The 22835-nt window shown below is 33.7% G+C and carries 14 protein-coding genes; 11 read left to right on the forward strand and 3 right to left on the reverse strand.

Annotation, left to right across the window (positions count from 1 at the left end; all coding sequences use genetic code 11):
- Positions 1–99 precede the first annotated feature (99 nt).
- Positions 100–1725 (reverse strand): L-glutamate gamma-semialdehyde dehydrogenase, encoded by a 1626-nt coding sequence (gene pruA, locus IEV77_RS05550; RefSeq protein WP_188462615.1) that lies wholly within the window; start codon positions 1723–1725, stop codon positions 100–102.
- A gap of 144 nt (positions 1726–1869) precedes the next feature.
- On the opposite strand from pruA, the gene IEV77_RS05555 reads away from it, so the two are divergent.
- On the forward strand, positions 1870–2595 hold the full coding sequence (locus IEV77_RS05555) for an NRDE family protein (RefSeq protein WP_188462617.1): 726 nt from the start codon (positions 1870–1872) through the stop codon (positions 2593–2595).
- Positions 2588–3577 (forward strand): DUF6695 family protein, encoded by a 990-nt coding sequence (locus IEV77_RS05560; RefSeq protein ID WP_188462619.1) that lies wholly within the window; start codon positions 2588–2590, stop codon positions 3575–3577. The genes IEV77_RS05555 and IEV77_RS05560 overlap by 8 nt, the downstream gene beginning before the upstream one ends.
- Positions 3578–3600: 23 nt before the next feature.
- Here the strand turns inward: IEV77_RS05560 and apaG are convergent, their stop codons facing one another.
- Together apaG and IEV77_RS05570 are read right to left on the reverse strand one after the other, a co-directional pair.
- Complete coding sequence (gene apaG / locus IEV77_RS05565; RefSeq protein ID WP_188462621.1) at positions 3601–3987, reverse strand: Co2+/Mg2+ efflux facilitator ApaG/CorD; 387 nt, start codon at positions 3985–3987, stop codon at positions 3601–3603.
- Between the two features lie 95 nt (positions 3988–4082).
- The gene (locus tag IEV77_RS05570; RefSeq protein ID WP_188462623.1) at positions 4083–5336 is read right to left on the reverse strand and encodes a type IX secretion system plug protein; all 1254 of its coding nucleotides are present in this window, start codon (positions 5334–5336) and stop codon (positions 4083–4085) included.
- 317 nt (positions 5337–5653) lie between these two features.
- On the opposite strand from IEV77_RS05570, the gene IEV77_RS05575 reads away from it, so the two are divergent.
- The 9 genes from IEV77_RS05575 (at position 5654) to nqrF (ending at position 22781) form a co-directional block, all read left to right on the forward strand.
- Positions 5654–8929: a RemA C-terminal-like gliding motility protein gene (locus IEV77_RS05575; protein WP_188462624.1), complete on the forward strand. Its 3276-nt coding sequence runs from the start codon at positions 5654–5656 to the stop codon at positions 8927–8929.
- Between the two features lie 302 nt (positions 8930–9231).
- The gene (locus tag IEV77_RS05580) at positions 9232–12585 is read left to right on the forward strand and encodes a RemA C-terminal-like gliding motility protein (RefSeq protein WP_188462626.1); all 3354 of its coding nucleotides are present in this window, start codon (positions 9232–9234) and stop codon (positions 12583–12585) included.
- A 590-nt stretch (positions 12586–13175) separates the two neighbouring features.
- A complete protein-coding gene (locus tag IEV77_RS05585) occupies positions 13176–16367 on the forward strand; it encodes a RemA C-terminal-like gliding motility protein (protein ID WP_188462628.1) in 3192 nt (1063 codons plus the stop codon).
- A gap of 292 nt (positions 16368–16659) precedes the next feature.
- Positions 16660–18015 carry a Na(+)-translocating NADH-quinone reductase subunit A gene (locus IEV77_RS05590; protein WP_188462630.1) on the forward strand — a complete coding sequence of 452 codons (1356 nt, stop codon included), beginning with the start codon at positions 16660–16662 and terminating at the stop codon, positions 18013–18015.
- 10 nt (positions 18016–18025) lie between these two features.
- On the forward strand, positions 18026–19225 hold the full coding sequence (locus tag IEV77_RS05595) for an NADH:ubiquinone reductase (Na(+)-transporting) subunit B (protein ID WP_188462632.1): 1200 nt from the start codon (positions 18026–18028) through the stop codon (positions 19223–19225).
- 2 nt (positions 19226–19227) lie between these two features.
- Positions 19228–19974: a Na(+)-translocating NADH-quinone reductase subunit C gene (locus IEV77_RS05600; RefSeq protein ID WP_188462634.1), complete on the forward strand. Its 747-nt coding sequence runs from the start codon at positions 19228–19230 to the stop codon at positions 19972–19974.
- A 3-nt stretch (positions 19975–19977) separates the two neighbouring features.
- A complete protein-coding gene (locus tag IEV77_RS05605; RefSeq protein ID WP_188462636.1) occupies positions 19978–20622 on the forward strand; it encodes an NADH:ubiquinone reductase (Na(+)-transporting) subunit D in 645 nt (214 codons plus the stop codon).
- Positions 20623–20695: 73 nt separating this feature from the next.
- Positions 20696–21469, forward strand: a complete 774-nt coding sequence (gene nqrE / locus IEV77_RS05610) for an NADH:ubiquinone reductase (Na(+)-transporting) subunit E (RefSeq protein WP_188462638.1) — start codon at positions 20696–20698, stop codon at positions 21467–21469.
- A 4-nt stretch (positions 21470–21473) separates the two neighbouring features.
- Positions 21474–22781 (forward strand): NADH:ubiquinone reductase (Na(+)-transporting) subunit F, encoded by a 1308-nt coding sequence (gene nqrF / locus IEV77_RS05615; RefSeq protein ID WP_188462997.1) that lies wholly within the window; start codon positions 21474–21476, stop codon positions 22779–22781.
- The last annotated feature ends 54 nt before the right edge of the window (positions 22782–22835 follow it).

Here is a 22835-nt window from a genome sequence, read left to right on the forward strand (position 1 = left end):
CTAAGTTTTGGGGCAAATTACTGATTTATAGGAAAAAAGGTATAAAAAAACCCTTAAGTAGTAAAACTTAAGGGTTAAAATATTTGATGTGTTATGTTTTTAACCTAAGAAAGGGTATCTGTAATCTACAGGGGTTACAAATGTTTCTTTTATCATTCTAGGAGAAATCCATCGCATTAAATTTTGTGCAGATCCTGCTTTATCATTTGTTCCAGAAGCTCTTGCGCCACCAAAAGGTTGCTGTCCTACAACGGCACCAGTTGGTTTGTCGTTAATGTAGAAGTTTCCAGCACTATTTTGTAAAGTTTCAGTTGCTTCAACAATGGCATAACGACACGTAGATAATATAGCTCCAGTTAATGCATATTCACTAGTTTCATCAACTAATTTCAATGTTTCAGAAAATTTGTTTTCTTCATAAACATAAATAGTCATAACAGGACCGAATAATTCGGTACACATGGTATCGTATTTAGGGTTGGTAGTAACAATAACTGTTGGTTCAATAAAGTAACCTTTAGATTTATCGTATCCACCTCCAACGATGACCTCAGCGTCAGTTGCTGCTTTAGCTTGGTCAATATATTTAGCTAATTTATCGAAAGAACCTTCATTTATAACGGCAGTAACAAAATTGCTTGGATCTTCAGGTGATCCCATTTTGAATGATTTTACATCTGCAATCACATATTTTTTAACATCTTCCCATAAGTTAGAAGGAATATATGCTCTTGATGCTGCGCTACATTTTTGTCCTTGGAATTCGAATGCACCTCTAGAAATAGCAGTAGCTACTTGTTTAGCTACAGCCGATTTGTGAGCCACAATAAAATCTTTTCCACCAGTTTCACCTACAATTTTTGGATAGGTTTTATAGTTTTCAATATTATTACCAATTTGTTTCCATAAACTTTGGAAAACAGGTGTAGAACCTGTGTAATGTAATCCTGCAAAATGAGGATTAGCCATAACGGTATCTGTAATCATTCCTGGATCTCCAAAAACAACATTTATAACACCATCTGGAACCCCAGCTTCCTTAAAGATATCCATAATAACTTTTGCTGAATATATTTGGTTGTTACTTGGTTTCCATACAACAACGTTCCCCATTAAAGCCATACAAGAAGGTAAGTTTCCAGCAATAGCAGTAAAGTTAAAAGGTGTTACCGCATAAGTAAATCCTTCAAGAGGTCTGTATTCTACTCTGTTCCAGGCATCACTTGTGCTTTCTGGTTGTTCCATGTAAATGTCTGTCATGAACTGAACATTAAAACGTAAGAAATCAATCAGCTCACAAGCTGCATCAATTTCAGCTTGATGTACTGTTTTAGATTGCGCAATCATAGTTGCGGCATTTATTTTTGCTCTATATGGTCCAGCAATTAATTCAGCTGCTTTTAAAAAGATACCAGCACGTTGTTCCCAAGGCATTTGAGACCAAGATTTTCTAGCTTCTAAAGCTGTTGCAATAGCTTCTTCTACATGAGATTTTTCAGCTAAATGGTACGTCCCAACTACATGCTTATGGTCGTGAGGTGGAGACATGGTTCTGGTGTTACCAGTTGTAACATCTTTTCCGTTAATATACATTGGTACATCAACTTGACTATTGTACATTTCTTTATAAGCTTTTAAAACGGCTTCTCTTTCCGGAGATCCTGGAGCATAACTCATAACAGGTTCGTTTACAGCTATTGGTACATTAAAAAATCCTTTTCCCATGTTTGTTTATATTTTGTAATTTGTAAAAAATTCAGGTGCAAAGTTACAAATTTTTTACCGATTAACATTTCATTGTTATCCTAAAGGCAAGTTAAATTCTAAGTTTTTTTGTAAGTTGCTAAACCGTTTTTAGACAATTATTTTATGTGTACCGTAACTCTTATTCCTTTGGGGAAAACCAATTTTGTATTAACTTCTAATAGAGACGAAGCGCCAGACAGAGAAACTTTAGATCCAGAATTTTATATGGAAGCGCATGTGAAACTTTTGTATCCCAAAGACAAGGTAGCAGGTGGGACATGGATTGGTGTAAGTAGTAAAAAACGACTTATTTGTTTGTTAAACGGTGGTTTTACAGAACATAAAAGACAAGAAAAGTACAGAATGAGTAGAGGCGTAGTGGTTAAGGAATTGTTAACTACAAACCATCTTTTTAAAACCATTGAAGCCTATGATTTTTTTAATATCGAGCCGTTTACCATTGTGTTAGTGGATTGGGTTGATGAATTACATTTTTATGAACTTGTTTGGGATGGGATTGCCAAACATCTTACTAAATTACCTTTGGAACCTAGAATATGGTCTTCTTCAAGTTTGTATACAAAGCCGATGAAAGATTCCCGATTAGATTGGTTTAAAGGCTTTAAAGCCAATAAAGAATTAATACCCGAAAATATGCTCGAATTTCATAATTCTGCAGGAAAGGGTAATTCGGATTTTGGAGTTGTCATGGATAGAGGTTTTGTTAAAACAACAAGCATTACCCAAGTTATAAAACAAGATGAAGAAATTGACTTGCAATTTTTTAATCTTCAGAAAAACACAAAATCAAATACGACATTTATTTTTGAAGAAAATACCCATGGATAATTCAGGAATCATTATCACTTTAGGGTATCCTGAAACTGTTGTTATGATTTCTGATGAATGGTATGTAAACTATCTCCATTATTTGGGAATAGGTACCAAAAATTATGTTAGAGCTGGACATGCTGCATTGGTTTTAATAGATAAAAAGACAGGGTTTTTAGAATATTATGATTTTGGTCGTTACATAACATCCAGTTCAAATGGACGTGTAAGAAGTAAAGATACCGATTGTGAATTAGAGTTTCCTATGGTAGCCAAAATAGGTAATGAGAACATTTTAAATTTAAATGATATTCTAGAGTTTTTGTCGACTAATCCAGAATTAACGCATGGTAAAGGAACCATGTACGCTTCTGTTAATAATGAAATTAATTATTTCGAGGCGAAAAAATACATCTTAGAACTTCAAGACAAACAACAAGTTCGCTATAGTGCTTTTATTACAGGCGCTAGTAATTGTGCTCGTTTTGTAACCGATGCTTTAATTGCTTCAGTGACAAATAACAGCATTAAAAAAAGATTGCGTCGCTCTAAGCGGTTCACACCAAGTACAGTTGGTAATGTGTTGATAGCGGCATTAAATTCCAAAGTTTATCAGGTAGATGAAACAGGTAAGTTTTTAGATAATAAACTATCTATTAGAGCTATTAATAAAACTTGTTTTTTGGATAAATTAGTGAATCACAAACCTGATTTTGAAGGAACCTTACTCCCTAAGGCCTTAGATCATGTTCATGAATTTGCTCAGTGGTTGCCAGGGATTGGATCTGGAGCTTGGTTTGAATTACATGAAACAGAAATTCTTCACGAATATGTTTTTAGGCGCATTTCGCCATATGGAAACGTAGATATTCACGCTATTTTTGCTGTTAATGATACATCTTTCGCTTTTGGAGATGGTTTCACATTTATGCATAACTCTACCTGTAAATCTCTTCATATTAAACAAGATGAAAAAACCTACATATTTAATAGAATATAGAATTTTAGGTAAAAAAGTAGAAATTAATTTAAGGCGTAAGGCGCACTCAATTTGAAACTAGGAATGGCTACATCAAACTTTTTGGATGTAGATAAATTGACCATATTATAAAAACCATGCATAGCACCAAAAGGTGATGATAATAACGCTCCAGAGGTATAAGTATGAGATTCTCCAGGCTTTAAAACAGGTTTTTTGCCAATAACACCTTCACCAATTACTGTTTCTATATTGTTAAGAGCATCAAGGATGGTCCATTCTCTAGCTTGTAGCTGCACAGATTCTTTGCTTCTGTTTTCAATAGTTACTTTATAACCAAAAGCATATTGAATTCTATATTCTTTATAAAAAGAACCTTCAAAGTGTGTTTCTACCGAAATTTTAATCCCTTTTGTTACTTGTTGAACCATTTTAATTTGGGTGTCTATTAATTAGGTTAGGCAAAATTATAAAATAAAAATATTAATATAGTAAAATATTAGACGATATGCACGTTTATCGCGTTTTAATTGGTAATATTAACAGAGTTGGATTCTCCTACACCAACCAATCTATCATATCTAGCTCCTAAATCTCTGTAATAAACTAGTACTTTATAATTGTTATCTGTTTGGTTGTAATTCCCGCTTATGGCACCTTCCTGTATTTCGTCATTGTCGTCAACTAATACATATTTATAATTGTAAAACCCTTGTTTTAATAGAAGTTGAGCTTCATAAACTCCTCGGGATTCATTAAAGATCATTTTGTTTTCTTCGTTTGTTTCATAATTATTGAAATTCCCATAAACGTAAATGTTTTTGTTCATTAAGTTCGCGTCTGGCAATAAGGAGAAATGAATCCATGCATAGTCAGCTTCTATCCATGGTCTTTCGGTGTCTAAAGCTGTAATTACAAAGTTTCCATCAATATCTGGATTGTAGGTATAAGGGTTGTTTCCTCTTACATAATTTGTGAACAGGAAATTATTATATAATTCGTTTAGTTCAATAAATTGGATGGCCGAGTTAGAACCTTTAATGTCTTTGTTTTCGAAATTTAAAAATTCATTGCCGCCCCAAAAACTGGTTTCAGTGGTGTATTTGTAAACAAGTTCATTACCTAAGGTGTATTGTGGTTTTACATTAGAAATAGCTGTATTTAGATTGTTGTTTTGAACAATTAAAGTTTTAACTGTTTCGGCAGGGTTATTAAATTGAATGCTGCTGGAGCTTATGTTTATATCAACGGTTTGTTTTTCATATAAATACTTTACATCTCTTGATGTTCTTATAAAAACACCAACACTGGCATTGGTTTCAAAAATCATAAATTTTCTTGAAAAAACCATCTCGTCATAATCATTGAAAATTTGGAGCATATAATTTCCAGACTTTATTAAACCGCGAGTATACTCATTAGGAATAGTTAAGTTGTAATGAGAATATATTTGAAAGGTATTGAAAGAGTTTTCGTAGGTTCTTAATCTTTGGTTGTCGTAACCACTCATATATTCAGCTTTGCTGAGGTTTGAGGGCGTCCAATCGTAATCAAAATGTTCTATCTTATAATAGTAATCGTCTTCATTGGCATTTAAAGCATCAAACTCCAGAACAATCCGATCTCCCAATTTAATAATTGGCAATTGACTTTGCTGTGTGTCTCCAGTAAATATAATTGTTTTTATGTCTACTGGAGGTGTCATTTCCTCAGTAACTTGAGCAAAAGAAGGTATTGAAATAATGATAGCAGAAAGCGTGATAAAAAACCTAAAAAGCATACGTATTTAATTTAGCAATAAATATAATCAAATTTTGTGCCTATTCTCAATATGGCATTATAATTGTTTAAAGTTTCCATATTGCAATAAACTGTTAGAAAGCTTTAAAACGTCAGTTTTAGGCTCTTTTTTCTAGTTTTCAACCCTTTAAATTACAGGAATAACCTTTTGTCGGATTTAATTTACAGAATGACTAATATATTTATTTATGTCCTTTCTAGTTCGGAAATTTGTCATCCCTCAGAGATATTTATTTAACCTCATGTGTCCGCACTTCATTTAAAAGTGTCCGCATCTATTATTACCAAATAGTACTTATGAAAACTAAAATTACACAAAACTTATTATTTTTAGGGATTTTCTTGATTTCGACTATGAGCTTTGCTCAGGCTTTACCAGTAGGTTCGCCAACATATTATCTTGTAGAAGATGTATTTCCTACTAGAGTAACAACAGGAACTGAAATTACAGTTATTGGAGGTTCAGGCTTCACTAATTCTACGGTTGTGTCTATTAGTGATATTGCCACCGGTACTGAAGTGCCAGGTAATGTTGGAACTCAATTAAGTTTTCCAATAACTACAACCGGAAACAGTCAAACTGATAAACTACTTAAGATCGATAATTTACCTGTTTATAGGAATTCGTTCCATACAGATAGCCTAGTTAAAATTAGCTATGTTAAGCCTAGTTCTAGATCTTATTCCGAAGATCGTAATTATGGAGTGACAGAAATTTTTACTGATTGGGATTACAACGGTAATGGATATTATAGATCTTCATGGTATTCCTATAGTAATAAGGCTACATGGCCCGACGCTAGTCATGATTTATTAGCTTACACTATTACTCTCGATTCATCTAGTTCATTCCCTGGAACGTATACATACTCAACAGGTGTTAATGATGCGTTGCTTGATACTATAGATGGTCTTATTTATATTGCTCAAGACTATAAGGCGTATTCTACTAACGGGATTACAGGGACTCCACATAGCTCTAATTACTTGGCTATGGCAGATTTGATCGATGGTCATGAGGATTTACGTAAATTAAATGATAATGTGCGTGCTACCGTATATGATGTACTTATTGATGGTAAAAATGGTCAAGGTTTAGATTTGGGTACTGGTATTACGAATTTTAATAAAGAAGCAAGTATTCGTTTTTTTAGTGGAAATGGAGCAGTTGGAGCAGTTGGTGATGGAGTTCCGGATTTGTTGCTAACTCAAATAGCAGATCCTGGTGGGTCTGATATTTATTATTATGCCGATATTGATGGGAATGTTCTTGGGCATCCACTTAAATTGTCGATTTCTAACTCTGCGCCTAAATTATATCAATGGTATTTAGATTTATACAGAATGGATCTTAGCGTACCTTATGATTTATCTCTTCCGGTAGTTGAATCTTTTAATAATAATGATGATCGACCTTTTAGAATGATAGCGTTTGAGTTAGATGAATTTGGTATTGATTCTACTAATATTGGAGAAATCAATAACATTAATATGCTTGCTGGTGGTTCTGCAGATATTGCTTTTATGGCATATAATAAAGCGGCATTTGATATTAAATCACCTACAATTGTGCAATTTCCTGTGTCTAGAAATGTATGTAAGGTCCCTAATAGCACTGGCGTTACTTTTAACACAGAAGCGGATATAGATGGGGGAGGAACTGGAGCAACTGGAGAAGCTTTAGAATATCAATGGTATAGAAATTTTGCAAAAATTCCAGGAGCAACATCAAATACATATACTTTGCCAAGTGTTACTTTGGCAGATTTAATTACATACAAAGTAAGGGTTTATAATGATTTTGGTGCTATTGATTTACCTGTAAGTTTATCAGAAGGAGGCACGCCAACCTATTGGAATGGATCTAGTTGGGAGCTTCCTGCAGCATTATCTGCGGCTGGTGTTACTGTAAGTGGTGCTGATAGGAACTTAATTTTTAGTGAAAATTATGCAGAGAATATTAATTTGGAAGGTTGTGATTGTAGAGTTCCTGCAGGTAAGACAGTAACTATTCCTGCCGGGAAGACTTTAAAATTGTATAGTACTATTACTGTTGAATCAGAAATAGCAGAAGTATTAGATGTAGATGATAATGTTGTTATTCCTTATACACCTGCCGGAACTTTCACCCTAGAAAATAATGCCAGTTTAATACAAATTAAACCGGTTACATCTAATGAAAATAGTGGATCTATTAATGTAAAAAGAATAGCAAGTGATATTCAAACTTACGATTACATCTATTGGTCATCTCCTGTAGTAGACTTTAAATTGTCTAATATACCTGGATCTGCTGGATATAGTTGGAATGTAGGTTATGATAATACTAATGGTTCTTATGGTAATTGGGCTTCTGTTTCTTCTGGCATGACTATGACTGTCGGAAGTGGATACATTAAAAGAGTACCTTCTTCTTTAGACTTTACTACTACATTTACAGGAAAGCCTAATAATGGAAATGTATCTTTGGATGTTTATAAAACACCTTCTTCTGGAGATAACGTAGCGGCTAACAGGCATTGGAATCTTGTTGGGAACCCATATCCATCATCGATTAATGCAAACGATTTTCTTGATGTAAATACAAATATTAAAGGAGCTGTATATTTATGGAAACATGATGCCGCGCCAGCAGGATCAATAAGTGATCCCTTTTATGGAGGTTCTCCTTTAAATTATAGTGATCAGTATTTGACCTATAATGGAGTCGGATCTACTCCAGATACAGGGTATGATGGAAATATTGCTTCTGGACAAGGGTTTTTTGTGCAAGTACTTGATGGTTCGCCAGAGACATCATCACTTTCATATACAAATGAAATGAGATACGATGGTAGTGAAGAGGCCTATGGAAATTCTCAATTTTACAGAACGAGTGAAACCAATACTTCTGAAGCTGAAGTTCAAAAAGAATTAGTATGGTTAAATTTAGTGAATGAGGCAAATAGCTCTTCCGTAGCTTTAGTCGGTTATGTGGATGGCGCTACAAATGGTGCAGACCGTATGTATGATGCTATTTTTAATGGAGAAGGCATGAGCATGTACTCTGTATTGGATGATTCAAAAATGGTTATCCAAGGCCGTTCTTTTCCTTTTGAAGAAACAGACACCGTACAATTAGGTATAGATATTCCGGCAAATGGAATTTATAGAATAGGTATAGAGCAATTAAAAGGAGATGTTTTCTTAACTAACGGGCAGGCTATCTACCTTGAAGATACGTATACAAACGTAATTCACGACTTAAGAGATTCACCATACAGTTTTGCTGGAGTGGTAGGAAGTACTATTGATAGATTTGTATTACGTTACACGGCTTCTCAACTTTCAGTTGAAGGATATGAATCAAATAGTACTTTTGTATATTTAAAAGATCAACAGTTTTATTTGAAATCAACAAAAAACATTAAATCTATAGACCTATACGATGTTACAGGAAAACAATTACCTGCATACAAAGTAAGTGCTAATTCTAATACGTTTAATGCACCATTTCAATATCCAAGAGGTGTGTATATTGCGGTTATTAAATTAGACGATAATGTGGTTATTACTAAAAAACTAATAAACTAAGTTTATAGTCATATCATTGTAAAATAAAGAGGAATACATAGTGTTCTCTTGAAGCCCATAAAAAGCATGCTTTTTATGGGCTTTTGTTTTTTAGAATATTTGCGAAGTGTCATTTTACAAGGTTGATTTAGAGCTTTTAGCCAGGAAAAAATCCGATGAACTGCATTTCAACTTTGTTTTTTTGCTAGTGGGCTAAGATTTTTTATTTAATGAGTTTTTGTTCGGAATTTTGTGTCTTGAAGATTATATAATTCTAACACCTAACGGTTTAATAGAGGTGTAGATTAATTGATTGATAAGCTATGATAAAAATTATTCGCCACTTATTGTTATTAGGGATTTTCTTGCTGACGGCCTTGAACTATGCTCAAACAATAACTAATGTTTTTCCACATAGAATTACAACAACGTCTAAAGTGACTATTATAGGAACTGATTTTACGGTTGCGACAGCTAATGCCATTAATATTGTTGGTTATACAGGTAATACTTTTATCTCTACTAGAACCCTTGTAAGTGCTACAGAAATGAGTTTTATTATTACCTATGCTGATAGTGCTAATGTACCTTTGGATCCTTTGGATTCCGGACTAGTCTTAAATATTGGTGGGACTAATAATGCTACTCAAGGCCTTTATTATATTGCACCAAAATCTAACTCCTTAGAAACAAGTTCTTCTTTTTTTGTAAAAGAAATTTATACCAATTGGGATAATAATGGAGCTGGGTTTTGGAGGTCCACTGAATATGTTTATCAACAAGAGCATACATACCCTAATGATTCTCAAGAATTGCTAGGTTACAGGATGTCTAATAATATTATTTATTCTACGGGAGTAAACGATTCTCTTTTGGAGGCCAGACTGTATTCATTGGGAGTTTTAAGTCAAACTGATATCGATAATGGGAATAGTTCAAATTCTCCAAATTATAGAAAAAAAGTTTTTAAAGCCTATTCTACAAATGGAGTTCAAGGTAAAACCAACGGTTCTAATTTTATTTTAGCTGGTGATTTGATGGATAACAATCTAACAGGATCTGCTGAAAACAGTACGAATAACAATCTGTCTAGTCTTACGGAAATTAATAACCTTACTATTTTTGATGTCATTATTGATGGGATAAATGGATTAGAATTAAGTACAGGTATTTCCAATTTTAATAATAGTACAGATGTACGTTTTTATAGTGGAGATGGACAGCCAGGTGCGATTGGAGATGATGGTGCTCCAGATTTATTAATTAGTCAAATAGCCGATCCAGGAGGTACTGATATTTATTATTATGCAGATAATGATGGGAATGTAGTGGGGTGGCCAGTGAAATTATATATATCATATAGCGGAAGTACACAGTTATCAAGATGGAGATTAGATTTATATAGCTTTCCGAACAATCAAGATTTTTCAATAGCTAACCCAACTAAACGAGGTTTAACTAGTAATGTGAATCAAGAGCGATCTATAAGAATGGCTGCCTTTAAGTTGGAAGATTTTGGGATAGATAATTCTGTGCCTTTTAAAAACGTAGGTTCTATAGAAAATATAAATATGGCTGCCGGAGGTACTGCAGATATTGCTTTTATGGCCTATAATAAAGCAGCTTTTGATATTAAAGTTCCTATTTCGAATCCTCTTTTACCAAAATACGTATGTAGAACTGATGGAAATTCTTCTGTAGTATTTGTTACAGATGCAGGAGTAGAAGATGCTAGTGGTAATATAATAACACCTAGTCCTGGAGATCCTTTAGCCTTAACATACGAGTGGTTTAAGTATAATGTACCAATATCTCCTGCACAAAATGGCCCAAATTTAACTATTAGTAACGTTATTCCGACGGATTTGGCAACCTATAAAGTTAAAATTCACAATAGTAAAGGCACAATTATTATGCCTGTAGATTTATCTCAAGGAGGAACGCCTTACTTATGGAATGGATCTTCTTGGAACTCGCCTTACGGTAGCGTAAACTCAGAAGAACGAGGATTAGTTTTTACATCTGATTATAATGATGATTTATTAAATCTCGATGAAAATGTTGATTTAGTAGGTTGCGATTGTCAAGTAGCTTCAGGTGTAGATGTGGTTATTCCAGATGGAAAAAATATGAAATTATATGGTTCTATTACAGTAGATCCTGAAGTATTAGAAGTGACCGAAGTGATTGATGGCGAAACAGTTGTTGTTGTGTCGCATATACCTGCCGGAACTTTTACCCTAGAAAATAATGCCAGTTTAATACAAACGAAAGACGTTAGCCTTATTGGTAATGAAAATAGTGGTGCTATTAATGTAAAAAGAATAGCAAGTGATATTCAAACTTACGATTACATCTATTGGTCCTCTCCTGTAGTTGGCAATCTTATCTCAGCTATTCCAGGTTCTACAAATAACACATATGTTTGGGACCCTACGGCTTCTAACTCGAATGGTACAACTGGGGATTGGTTGTTTTATTCAGGTGCGATGGCTCCTGGGAAAGGTTACATAAAAAGAGTGCCATCTGCAACGCCTTTAATTACTACAACATTCAGTGGTAAGCCTAATAATGGACCAATATCTATAGATGTTTTTGAGTCAGATAGTCCAGTGCCTTCTACTGATGATAGGAACTGGAATCTTGTTGGAAATCCGTATCCATCATCAATAAATGCTGAAAAATTATTGACTTCCAATACAAATCTTGTAGGAGCCATTTATTTATGGAATCAAACGACTGCGCCTTCAGCAGGAAACAATCCATATTATGGTAGCTATCCTCTTAATTATGGCGATCAGTATATTACACATAATGGAAGTGGATCAACACCTCCAATACCTGCATTTAACGGAAATATTGCTTCTGGACAAGGCTTTTTTGTGAAAGTGAATGGTGATTCGCAAGTTAATTTTACTAATTCAATGAGAATAAACGATAGTGGAAATGCTTATGACAATGATGAGTTTTTCAGAATGACAGAGTCTCCAACCTCTGTAACTGAAGTTCAAAAAGAATTAGTTTGGTTGAACTTAACTAATGAAGCAAATACTTCTTCTGTGGCTTTGGTGGGTTATGTTGAGGGGGCTACTAATGATAGAGATAGGATTTATGATGCCGTTTTTAATGGAGAAGGTATGAGTATGTACTCTGTATTGGATGATTCAAAAATGGTTATCCAAGGCCGTTCATTTCCTTTTGAAGAAACAGACACCGTACAATTAGGTATTGATATTCCGGAAAACGGAATATATAGATTAGGTATTGATAACGTTCAAGGTGCTTTATTTTTAGATGATAACCAGGCTATCTTCCTTGAAGATACTTATACAAACGTAATTCACGACTTAAGAGATTCACCATACAGTTTTGCTGGAGTGGTAGGTAGTACGGTTGATAGATTTATCCTACGCTATACAGCAGAAAGACTTAATGTAGGTGTTCATGAAACAAATGACACTTTTGTGTATATTAAAGATCAACAGTTCTATTTAAAATCCACTAAAAATATTAAATCTATAGACCTATACGATGTTACAGGAAAACAATTACCGGCATACAAAGTAAGTTCTAATTCTAACACATTCAATGCACCATTTCAATACCCAAGAGGTGTGTATATTGCGGTTATTAAATTAGACGATAATGTGGTTATGACTAAGAAATTAATAAACTAAGTTTTAGTCATAACATTATATAATAAAGAGGAATACATAGTGTTCTCTTCAAGCCCCATAAAAACATGCTTTTTATGGGGCTTTTGTTTTTACTCAAATAACAAACTTCCGTGCTTCATAAAACTAGGAATTTATTTCTGACTTTAAATTCAATTTAGGAATAGGAAGGTTTGTCAAAAGCATACTGTTATTATTTCCTTTTTGCTCTTTTTGTAAGATGATTCTTCCTTGTGTTGGTGTTTTTCTTGAAGTTTCATGAAATTAACAATGCCAACTTATAATTAATTCAATAAAATCAATTTTTTTTACAAAAAAACCTATGAAAATTCATTCTTTTTCAGTTATCAATTCGTTATGAATGAGATAATTGTTAAAATTATGACGTATGGCTTGATGCCAATAAAACTAGTTGTTTTTTGGGTTTAAGGAGGTAAATATGCTTGAAAGTGCATTTCAACTTTGTTTATCTGCTGAACGACCAAAATTTTTTATTTAATAGAAAATTGTTCAGAATATTGCACCCGTAAAATAAGCTATTAATAACTATAACTGCTAATCAATCAAGATTAGTGAAGATGAAGCCTTAACCTATGAAAAGAAAAATTACTTTTAAATCAATCCTTAATATTAAATCGGTTAAACCATTCATGGTTCTGGTTTTATTATTTATAACTGGGAATTTTTATGCCCAAGTTACAACAGATGTGTTTCCTTCTAGAATAACCACCAGAGCAACGGTGTCTATTATTGGTAGCGGTTTCACACCTAGTACAACTATTTCTGTTAGTGGAATATCTCTTACAGGGGGAAGTGTTACTTATATTAGTCCTACAGAGATGTCTTTTAAAGTATCTCATTCAGGAACTACGGATGTAACTGGAAATTTAACTGTTGGAGGTGTTGCAACTGGATTAACAATTGATTATGTTGCTCCAACATTAAAAACTTTGAAAAATGGTCCAACTAGTAATGTGACTAAAATTACTGAACTCTTTACCACATATAATGGATTTTGGAGATCTTCACAATGGAAAGCAGATCCAAGTGATATGAGTTTATGGCCTAATACAGGACATGACGTTTTAGCATTTACCTATAATGGTATTACTTATTCTACTGGAGTAGATGATGCTGTCTTAACTGCTAATGGTGTAACATTTGATTCTCAATTATTCTATGCTTACACTACAAATGGTGTAGATGGTACAACACAGCCTAGCAATTATTTAGCAATGGCAGATTTGATAGATGGACAAGTAAATGAAGGGACAGCTATTACTTCACCGGAAATTGCTGGTACAACTATTTACGATGCTATTACAGATGGAGTTAACGGATTAAATATAGGAACTGGTGTTACTAATTTTAATCAAACATCAGATGTTCAGTTTTTTAGTGCTGGAGGTCAAATTGGTGCAGTTGATGATGACATGCCAGATTTTTTAATATCACAAATTGCTATGGCTGGAAGTACAGATGTGTATTTTTATGCAGATGCAGCAGGTAACGTCGTAGGAAGACCTATTAAAATTACCATTTCAGAAGAAGCAGATCTTCAAGGAGATGCATTAATTGCTAAATGGCGTTTAGATTTATATAATTTCCGAAATGGAATTAATTATGGTTTAGCAACTCCTACATCAAGAGCTTTCTCAGCAAATGAAACGCGTCCTTTACGTATGGTAGCATTTCGTATGGATGAATTTGAAATTACAGCTAGCAATGTAGCAGATATTAATAATGTGAATATGGTAGCTGGTGGAACAGCCGATCTTGCTTTTTTAGCTTATAATAGAGGTTCGTTTGATATTAAAACACCTGTGTTTGAGCAATTCCCTGTTTCAAGATTTGTATGTAGTATTCCAAGCACTTCAGATATTACATTTACAGCTACTGGAATTGTTTCTGGCGGAGCTACAGGAGATCCACAGGAAACTTTAACTTATCAGTGGTATAAATATAATACTTTGATTCCTGGTGCTACTAATAGCACTTATACACTTACAGACGATATTGAGCAAGCAGATTTAGCAACTTATAAGGTTAGAATTACAAATGCTTTTGGATCTGTTGTTGCTTCGGCTGGTTTAGTTCAAGGTGGTACGCCAACTTTCTGGGATGGGTCAACTTGGCAATTGCCTCCAAGTTACATAGCAGCTGGAATAACAGTTGATGATCAAGATAGAAATTTGGTCTTTTCAGAGAATTATAATCAATCTGAAGATTTAGAAGGATGTGATTGTTTAGTTCCTTCTGGAAGTAATGTTACTATCCCTTCAGGAACTACGCTTAAGCTTTTAAAAAATGTTGTTGTAGAGTCTGGAGGAACCTTAACAATAAAAGATGATGCAAGTCTAATTCAAACGGAAAATGTTTCAGTAAATGCAAATGTTGGTTCAATAAGAGTTGAGCGCGAAACAACAGGTTTACATGCAGACGATTTTATTGTTTGGTCTTCACCTGTTAATACTTTTGATGTTGCCGGAATTACAAATCCTTATACAACTTCAGTTTTTCAATATGATATAAACGATATTAATACTGATGGTACAGCTGGAAATTGGGTTGCCGCTTCAGGTAACATGGTTATAGGTGAAGGATATAGTGTTCAAGTACCTAGTGAGTATGTAACTTCAGGATTTACAGCAACTTTTCAAGGAACACCTAGAAATGGTGCGATTGATGTAGCTGTTTTTAAATCTCCTACAGCAACGCAACCTGAAGAAGAAAGCAGACATTGGAACTTAATAGGAAATCCTTACCCTTCTGCTATAAATGTAGATGAGTTTTTAGCTAACAATATGGAATTGGATGGTAATGTTAGACTTTGGTCTCAAGGAATTCCAAATACAAACATCTCTTCTAGTCCTTTTTATACAGGTGTAGAATATAATTATGGAGATCAATACGTAACTTATAACCGTACTGGTTCAACTCCAAACGTTTTTGGTGGGAATATAGCTTCTGGTCAAGGATTCTTTGTTCAAGTAAGCGAAGCTTCGCCTGTATCTTCTACTGTGAATTTTCAAAACAGTTTAAGATTTGATGATGCAGGAAATGCATACAGCAATTCTAACTTCTTGAGTACTGATGAAACGTCAACAGTAGATAATGCAAACAAAGATTTAGTTTGGTTAAGTTTAGTAGATGCAAGTAACACGTCTTCAGTAGCTTTAGTTGGTTATGTGTCTGGTGCTACAAATGGTGTAGATCGTTTATATGACGCCTTAGCAGATGGTAATGAATTAAGTATCTATTCAAATGTATCAAATTCTAAGATGGCTATTCAAGGGCGTTCATTACCGTTTGATGAAGCTGATACGGTTTCATTAGGAGTTGATATTCCAGAAAATGGTGTGTACTCAATTGGTATCGATCATTTAAATGGTGATGTTTTTGTTACTCAAGAAGTAGGAATCTATCTTGAAGATACTGTTCTTGATGTTACTCACGATTTAAGAATGCAACCATATAGCTTTACAGGAACAGCTGGTACAACTTTAGATCGCTTTATATTGAAATATACTGCACCACTTTCTGTAGAAGCTTATGACCTTGCTGATACGTTTGTCTTTGTTAAAAACAATGAGTTGTTTGTTAAATCTTCAACTAATATCAAATCGATTGAAGTTTATGATATAACAGGAAAACAAATTACTGTTTATTCAGCAGATGGAAATGACACACGTTTTACAGCTCCATTTAATTTTTCTAGAGGTATTTACCTTACAACTATTAAAATGACGAATGGTGTAGTTGTTACCAAAAAGTTGATTAACTAATCACACAATATCTAAAGGGTTAAAAATTATTAATTCTTTTAATTTCTAAAAGCTCTCATCAAAATTTATTTTTGATGAGAGCTTTGTTGTTTTACAGGGCTAATTAAAAAGAACATTAGCATAAATTCGTGTATGATTTATTGTCTAAATATTTTTTATTTAGAATAAATATAAATAGCAAAGTTCAGTAAAGTGTACTATTAAATGATGTTTAATTTCGTAGATTTGCACCGATTTTTAATAACATTGAAAATCTGAATCACACTTACTATTAACAAATAGATTTATAAATATGTCAAACGACATTAAGATTAAAAAAGGTCTGGATATTAAACTTAAAGGTGAAGCTGAAAAATCAACTGAAAACGCGATAATCAGTAACTACTGTACCTTAAGGCCAGAAGATTTCCATGGAGTTAATCCTAAATTGTTAGTAAAAGTTGGAGCTAAAGTAAAAGCAGGAGAAGCTGTTTTTTATGATAAATCCAATGAAGCTGTAAAATTTGCTTCTCCTGTTTCTGGCGAAGTTTTAGAGGTCTTGCGTGGTGAGAAAAGAAAATTATTAGCTATTAGAATTCAGGCAGATAAAGAGCAGGTTTTTCAAGATTTTGGAAAACTTGATGTAAATTCTGCGAATGCTGAAGCTATTAAAGCCCGTTTATTAGAAGCTGGTTGTTGGCCATTTGTAAAGCAACGTCCTTATGATGTTATTGCAAATCCAAACAAAGCACCAAAGGCTATTTTTATTTCGGCTTATGCATCAGCTCCTTTAGCTGCAGATTTAGATTATACTTTAAAAGGAAAAGAAGCAGAACTTCAGGCAGCCGTTTTAGCATTAGGTAAATTAACCGAAGGTCAAGTACATGTGTCTGTAGCTAAAGATGGTTCTTCACCATTAGCTGGTTTATCAGGAATTACTTTACATAAAGTTTCTGGTCCACATCCTTCTGGGAATGTTGGAACACAGATTAACAAAATAGATCCTGTAAATAAAGGCGAAGTTGTTTGGACAATAAGCGCTCAAGATCTAGTTATTATTGGAGAATTACTGTTAACCGGTAAATTCAATGCAGAACGTATTGTTGCAATGGCTGGTTCTTCAATAAAAAAACCAAGATATTTTAAAACCAAAATTGGTAGCGAAATTGCAACCATGGTTTACGATAACGGGATAGAAAAAGATAGTAACGATCGTATTATCTCTGGAAATGTTTTAAGTGGAAAACAAATAAAACCAGATGGTAATTTAGATTATTACAGCAATATTATTACAGTAATTCCAGAAGGAGACGATTATGAATTGTTTGGATGGAACAAACCTGTATTTAATAAAATATCGACCTCAAGAGCACTAACTTTTTCTTGGTTAACACCAAATAAGAAATTCGAATTAGATACCAACACAAATGGGGAACATAGAAATTTTGTGTTAACAGGTAATTACGAACAAGTATTTCCTTTAGATATTTATCCGTTACAAATACTAAAAGCTTGCATGTATAGCGATTTAGACGAAATGGAAGCTTTAGGGATGTACGAGGTTGCACCTGAGGATTTTGCTCTAACAGAATTTGTTTGTGTGTCTAAGCAACCACATCAAGATATTATTAGAAGAGGTTTAGACGTAATGATTAAAGAAATAGGATAATTATATAACCATGGGTTTAAAAAACACATTACATAATTTAAAAGAAAAGTATAAAGGAACCAAGATGGCTCCAGCGTTTAACGCTCTACATACTTTTTTATACTTGCCAAATGAGACCACACATAATGGAACTCATATTAAAGTAGCAGACGATTTAAAACGTACCATGAACATAGTTATTATGGCTATGGTTCCATGTTTGATATTTGGAATATTCAATGCAGGGTATCAGCATTTTGAAGCTTTCGGTACGCCAGTGGAATTTTTATCGTGGGACGCTTTTTACATTGGGATAATAAAAATATTACCTCTACTAATTGTTTCTTACGGAGTAGGTTTAGGGATCGAATTTTTATTCGCTATCGTTAAAAAACACGAAGTAGAAGAAGGATATTTAGTAACCGGTATGTTAGTGCCTCTTATTGTTCCTATAGATACACCACTTTGGATGTTAGCTGTTGCAGTTGCATTTGGTGTTGTTATTGGAAAAGAAGTATTTGGTGGTACTGGAATGAATATCTTAAATCCGGCTTTAACTATTAGAGCCTTTTTATTCTTTGCTTATCCAACTTGGATGTCTGGAGATAAAGTTTGGATTGAAGGAGCTGTTGAAAGAGATCAATTAATTGCCGCAGGTGAAAAATTAGATGCTGTTTCAGGAGAAACTATTCTAGGGACTTTAGCACAAGGCAAAGCAGTTGGCCACGATATTATGGATATGTTCTTAGGGTTTATTCCTGGTTCTATTGGAGAAACATCAACCATACTCATCATATTAGGTGGGTTATTCTTGATCTTTACTAAAATAGGAAGCTGGAGAATCATGCTATCTTCAGTAGTTGGAGCTATCACTATGGGACTTATTTTTAATGGTCTTGTCAATGCTGAGGTTATAACGGAAGGAAGTAAGTTTTTCGGATTAATGAGTACACCTTTTTGGCAACATCTAATTATTGGTGGTTTTGCTTTTGGAACTGTTTTTATGGCAACAGATCCAGTTACAGCATCTCAAACAAATAAAGGAAAATGGATTTATGGTTTCTTAATAGGATTTTTGTCTATCATGATTCGTGTCTTTAATCCAGCCTATCCAGAAGGTGTTATGTTAGCTATTCTGTTAATGAACGTATTTGCACCAACTATCGATCATTATGTGGTTCAAGGAAATGTGAAACAAAGAATGAAACGTCTTAAAGTTAAAAATGCCTAACTATGGAAAAGAGAACAGATAAAAATTCATACACCATTATTTTTGCCATAGGAATGGTATTAGTAGTTGGTTCCTTATTAGCTTATGCTTCTTCATCTTTAAAGGATAGAATTACTACTAATAGAGAATTGGAAATGCAACAAAATATTTTGTATGCTATGGGAGTTAATGAAAATGACGATAGCAATGCTATTTTTGTATCTACCCAAGAAGCACCAAAATTATTTTCAGAGTATATAACAGAGCAATTAGTTATTCAAGGTGATAATGTTACTGAAGATAATAAAGCTTATTTAATAGATGTTAAAAAAGAGCAAACAAGAGCAAAAGCTGGCGAAGAAAGAAGATTGCCTTTATTTATTGGAGAAAAAGAAGGACAGACGTTCTATATTGTTCCAATAAGAGGTAAAGGTCTTTGGGATGCTATTTGGGCTTACGTAGCTTTGGATGACAATTTGGTTGTACAAGGTGTGTTTTTCGATCATAAAGGAGAAACTGCTGGTCTTGGAGCAAACATCAATAAACGTTTCTTTATGGACGATTTTATTGGAGAAGACTTAATGCATGATGGGAAATTTAAAGGGATTGCTGTTGCAAAAGGTAATGCAGATCCTTTAAATATAGACAAAACTGATAATGAAGTAGATGCCATTGCAGGTGCTACTATTACTGGTGATGGTGTTTCTGCCATGCTAAAAAGCGAACTGAAACTATACGTGCCTTATTTTAAAAACTTAAAAAATAATTAAACTATGGGACTTTTATCAAAAAAAGATGCCAAATTAATAATAGATCCTTTAGCAGACGATAACCCAATTACTATTCAAGTTCTTGGTATTTGTTCCGCTTTAGCAATTACTGCAGAACTAAAAGCGTCATTAGTTATGGCCATCTCAGTAATATTTGTTCTTGGAATGGGTAACGTAGTTATTTCATTAATGCGAAATATTATTCCTTCTAAAATTAGAATTATCGTACAACTTATTGTAGTTGCTACTTTAGTAATTATAGTAGATTTAGTGCTAAAAGCTTTTGCTTACGAACTAAGTAAAACACTTTCTGTATTTGTGGGATTAATTATTACTAACTGTATCATTATGGGACGTTTTGAAGCTTTTGCTTTAGGAAATGGTCCTTGGCGTTCTTTTCTTGATGGAATAGGAAACGCTTTAGGATATGGTGTTATTTTAATTATTGTTGGATTCTTTAGAGAATTATTAGGTTCTGGAACCTTATTTGGATTTCCTGTATTAGGAGACCCAATAGCAAAAACTGGATTGTACTCAACTGGTTACGAAAATAATGGATTTATGATTATGCCACCAATGGCGTTAATAGTTGTAGGTATTATTATTTGGGTACAACGTAGTAGAAATAAAGCATTAATAGAAGACTAATAAGTAAACAGTGTTCAGTCACAAATTACAGTATATACTGTTAACTGAGACTGCGACTGAAAACTAAAAGAATATGGAACATATAGAATTATTTTTCAAATCGATATTTATAGATAACATGGTATTTTCAGTATTCCTGGGAATGTGTTCTTACCTTGCTGTATCTAAAAAAGTAAAAACAGCTGTAGGTCTAGGTGCTGCAGTTATTTTTGTATTAGCTATAACAGTACCTTTAAACTGGTTGTTAGATCAGTATTTATTGCAACCAGGAGCTTTAGTATGGCTAGGACCTGAGTATGCAGATTACGATTTAAGTTTCTTATCTTTTATTATGTTTATTGCTACCATTGCAACTATGGTACAGTTAGTAGAAATAATTGTTGAGAAGTTTTCACCGTCATTATATAATTCACTTGGTATTTTCTTACCGCTTATTGCTGTAAACTGTGCCATCTTAGGAGGATCATTATTTATGCAATCTCGAGAAATTGCTACTTTAGGTTTAGCAACAACTTACGGAATTGGTTCTGGTATTGGATGGTTTTTAGCCATTCTTGCAATTGCGGCTATTCGCGAGAAAATTAGATATTCAAATGTTCCTGCTCCTTTAAGAGGCTTAGGAATTACATTTATTATTACAGGTTTAATGGCTATTGGTTTTATGAGTTTTGGTGGTATGCTAACTGGAGGAGATGATGAAGTTTCTGCTGAAATCGAAACTGTGGAGGTTATTGAACAATCAGAAACTAATGTAGAAACACTAGTTGAAGATGATAATATTGAAGACGAAAATGACATGTCTATTAACGAAGACAAAACATTAGCTAACAACACAATAAAAGAGTAACATGATAGTATTAGCAGCAGGTACCTTAGGAACAATCATAATAACAGTAGTCGCTTTCTTAATAATTACATTGTTATTAGTTGCGTTGTTATTAGTGGTAAAACAAAAATTATCCCCATCTGGTCCAGTAAAAATTACTATCAATGGAGAAAAGACAATAGAGGTATCATCTGGTGGAAGTTTATTATCCACCTTGAGTTCAGAAAAAATATTTTTACCATCGGCTTGTGGTGGTGGTGGAACATGTATCCAATGTGAATGTCATGTATTATCTGGTGGAGGTGAAGCACTTCCTACAGAAACGCCTCACTTTACACGTAAAGAATTACAACATGGTGCACGTTTATCTTGTCAGGTAAAAGTAAAACAAGACATGGAAATAACCATTCCAGAAGAAGTTTTCGGAATTAAAAAATGGGAAGCAACTGTTGTAAGAAATTATAATGTTGCCTCATTTATTAAGGAATTTGTTGTAGAGATACCTGAAGATATGGGTTACAAAGCTGGAGGTTATATTCAAATAGAAATTCCTGAGTGTACTGTAAAGTTCGAAGATATGGACATAACAGCACATCCAGAAGAACACGAAACACCTGATAAATTTCAAGCAGAATGGGACAAGTTTAAACTTTGGCCTTTAGTAATGAAGAATACAGAAGTTGTTGAGCGTGCTTATTCTATGGCTTCTTATCCTGCAGAAGGACGTGAAATTATGTTAAATGTACGTATTGCAACTCCTCCTTTTGATCGCGCTAAAGGTGGTTGGGCAGATTTGAATCCAGGTATCGCATCATCTTATATTTTCAATCAGAAAAAAGGTGACAAAGTAATAATTTCTGGACCTTATGGAGAATTCTTCATTAATGAATCAGAAAGTGAGATGTTATATGTTGGTGGAGGTGCAGGAATGGCACCAATGCGTTCACACTTATATCACTTATTCAGAACCTTAAAAACAGGAAGAAAAGTAACTTATTGGTATGGTGGTCGTTCTAAGCGTGAGTTGTTTTACTTAGAGCATTTCCGTGAATTAGAAAAAGACTTCCCTAACTTTAAATTCTACTTAGCTTTATCGGAGCCTGCTCCTGAAGATAATTGGAAAGTAAAAGAGAATATTGATGCTCCTGGAGATGGATTTGTAGGGTTTATTCACAATTGTGTTATCGACAACTATTTAAATCTGCATGAAACACCAGAAGATATAGAATTATATTTCTGTGGACCTCCTTTAATGAATAAAGCAGTTCAAAAAATGGGTGAAGACTTTGGAATTCCAGATGAGCATATTAGATTTGATGACTTTGGAGGCTAATGGTATAATAATTAGTCTTTTAATAAAAAATGCTCCTATAACCATAGGAGCATT

Source organism: Xanthomarina arctica (genome assembly GCF_014638915.1).
Classification (GTDB): Bacteria; Bacteroidota; Bacteroidia; order Flavobacteriales; family Flavobacteriaceae; genus Xanthomarina; species Xanthomarina arctica.

Bases quoted from the DNA above. Each gene is read 5' to 3' on its own strand.
- pruA (WP_188462615.1), bottom strand. From the start codon at position 1,725: ATGGGAAAAGGATTTTTTAATGTACCAATAGCTGTAAACGAACCTGTT.
- IEV77_RS05555 (WP_188462617.1), top strand. From the start codon at position 1,870: ATGTGTACCGTAACTCTTATTCCTTTGGGGAAAACCAATTTTGTATTA.
- IEV77_RS05560 (WP_188462619.1), top strand. From the start codon at position 2,588: ATGGATAATTCAGGAATCATTATCACTTTAGGGTATCCTGAAACTGTT.
- apaG (WP_188462621.1), bottom strand. From the start codon at position 3,987: ATGGTTCAACAAGTAACAAAAGGGATTAAAATTTCGGTAGAAACACAC.
- IEV77_RS05570 (WP_188462623.1), bottom strand. From the start codon at position 5,336: ATGCTTTTTAGGTTTTTTATCACGCTTTCTGCTATCATTATTTCAATA.
- IEV77_RS05575 (WP_188462624.1), top strand. From the start codon at position 5,654: ATGAAAACTAAAATTACACAAAACTTATTATTTTTAGGGATTTTCTTG.
- IEV77_RS05580 (WP_188462626.1), top strand. From the start codon at position 9,232: ATGATAAAAATTATTCGCCACTTATTGTTATTAGGGATTTTCTTGCTG.
- IEV77_RS05585 (WP_188462628.1), top strand. From the start codon at position 13,176: ATGAAAAGAAAAATTACTTTTAAATCAATCCTTAATATTAAATCGGTT.
- IEV77_RS05590 (WP_188462630.1), top strand. From the start codon at position 16,660: ATGTCAAACGACATTAAGATTAAAAAAGGTCTGGATATTAAACTTAAA.
- IEV77_RS05595 (WP_188462632.1), top strand. From the start codon at position 18,026: ATGGGTTTAAAAAACACATTACATAATTTAAAAGAAAAGTATAAAGGA.
- IEV77_RS05600 (WP_188462634.1), top strand. From the start codon at position 19,228: ATGGAAAAGAGAACAGATAAAAATTCATACACCATTATTTTTGCCATA.
- IEV77_RS05605 (WP_188462636.1), top strand. From the start codon at position 19,978: ATGGGACTTTTATCAAAAAAAGATGCCAAATTAATAATAGATCCTTTA.
- nqrE (WP_188462638.1), top strand. From the start codon at position 20,696: ATGGAACATATAGAATTATTTTTCAAATCGATATTTATAGATAACATG.